Here is a 2,011-nt window from a genome sequence, read left to right as displayed (position 1 = left end):
GTAGCCGTAATCGATAAAACCAGGGTCTTCATATACATTTAAGCTGGCGCGAACTGCTAATTTATCTTCGATAATAGGAAGGTTAAATATAAAACCGCCTTCGCCACCTAAAGAGTCACTTTCTTTTGTTTGAAACAGGTCGCCGTAAACTTCAAGCGATGTAAAATCAAGCTCAGGCTGTTTAAGCATGTAGCGAATTGCACCGCCCAATGTGCCTGCACCATAAAGCGTGCCTTGTGGCCCAATTAATACTTCAACACGCTCAATATCTACTAGGCGCATATCTACCGAAACTGGAATTTCGTTTATATAAGTAGATACCGTGCCGCCATCTGACGATGGACCAGAAGAGTTTGTATTTAAACCACGAACAATAATAGGCGAGCCAGAGCGGCCACCTTGATCGGTAATTGTTAAACCAGGTACCCAGCGTGCTACATCCGCAAGCTCATTGATATTTTGATCTTTCATTATATCTGCATCAAGGGCTGTAATATTTAGCGGTGCATTTTGCACAGAGCCGCTGCGCCTTGTTGCTGTAACTTCGATTACTTCGAGTGATTTGTTTTTAGCTGCAACTTCTTCTTGAGCAAGTGCGGCATTAGGCAATAAAAATACGCTAGAAACAGCGCTCGAAATAGCCAAGGTTAACAAGCTTGGTTTAAACATAAAAAGTGATCCCCAGTTCAAATGTTTTACATTAGTAAATTAAGTTAAGCAGTTTATCAGGGAGTGAAGTAGCTTGGAATATCTAAATTGAATTTTAATTCACTTTTATAGAATAAATATGGTTTGTATGTGGGGTTTTTATTTAGTTAATAGGCAATATAAGCAATAGCTTAGTGCTATTAGGTACAGTTAGGTTAAAAATCACACCCTTGTTTAAAGGTAAATAGTCATTCATTTTTTAAAGATGGTGTTATGACGTGCTCGTTAAACAAATTATTACATTAAAATTGATAGTTTATAATGTCATTAGTTATGCTTTTATCAGCACTATTAAAGTGTGTTTTTATCCCCATTAAGAGTGGTAGTCGTATTTATAAGTAACTGTGTAAGTTATTGAGTGAGCGTGTTTGATTGCCGCTTCGTATACTCTTTTTTGTTTTGTCCGCACTTTTTTGTGCGTGTTTTTAAGGATTAACAATGAGCCAACTATTTTCGCCTTTATCACTTGGGCAAGTAACGTTAGATAACCGTATTATTATTGCACCAATGTGCCAGTACTCAGCAAACAATGGCGCTGCTAGCGATTGGCACACTATTCATTTGGGCCAATTGAGTTTAAGTGGTGCAGGATTGCTAATTTTAGAAGCAACAGCAGTAAACCCAGAAGGGCGTATTAGCTACGGCGATTTAGGGCTTTGGAATAACGAAACCCAGCAAGCTCTGGGCAAAAGCCTAAAAGCAGTAAGACAATATAGCCCTATGCCTATTGGTATTCAGTTGGCGCATGCTGGGCGTAAAGCTTCTACAGGTAAGCCGTGGGAAGATATAGGCGCTATTGCACCTGATGATGTTAATGGCTGGCAAACGCTCGCTCCTTCTGCAATAGCATACGACGCTAACAGCCCTGTGCCAAAAGCAATGAGCCAAGACGACATAGACTCATTAATTAAAGACTTTGTCAGTGCAGCTAAACGCGCTGATGAACTCGGCCTTGATTTAATCGAGCTACATGGTGCGCACGGCTACCTGTTACACCAGTTTTTGTCGCCACTTTCAAACAAGCGCGATGACAACTACGGTGGCAGCCTAGAAAACAGAATGCGCTTATTGCTTGATGTGTTTAAAGCGGTAAGAGCGGTATTTCCTAGTGAAAAAGCAGTGGGTGTACGTATTTCGGCAACTGATTGGGTTGAAGGCGGCTGGGATTTAGATCAATCGATAGTGCTTAGTAAAGCGCTTGATGAACTCGGCTGTGACTTTATTCATGTAAGTACTGCGGGTTTAAGTCCTGAGCAACAAATACCAGTAAAACCTAATTTTCAGGTACCGTTTGCAACAGCCA

The 2,011-nt window shown here is 40.8% G+C and carries 2 protein-coding genes; one reads left to right on the top strand and one right to left on the bottom strand.

Translation table 11 applies throughout. The features are described from left to right. On the bottom strand, nt 1-669 hold a 669-nt coding region (locus L654_RS0108900), incomplete at its 3' end, for a TonB-dependent receptor plug domain-containing protein (protein ID WP_024607827.1). A gap of 477 nt (nt 670-1,146) precedes the next feature. On the opposite strand from L654_RS0108900, the gene L654_RS0108895 reads away from it, so the two are divergent. Further along, a partial coding sequence (locus L654_RS0108895; RefSeq protein WP_024607826.1) for an NADH:flavin oxidoreductase/NADH oxidase occupies nt 1,147-2,011 on the top strand: 865 nt, incomplete at its 3' end.

This window comes from Pseudoalteromonas sp. TAB23 (assembly GCF_000498075.1).
Classification (GTDB): Bacteria; Pseudomonadota; Gammaproteobacteria; order Enterobacterales; family Alteromonadaceae; genus Pseudoalteromonas; species Pseudoalteromonas arctica.
Note: the sequence above shows the minus strand (reverse complement) of the source record. Positions and strands in the feature narration are given on the sequence as shown.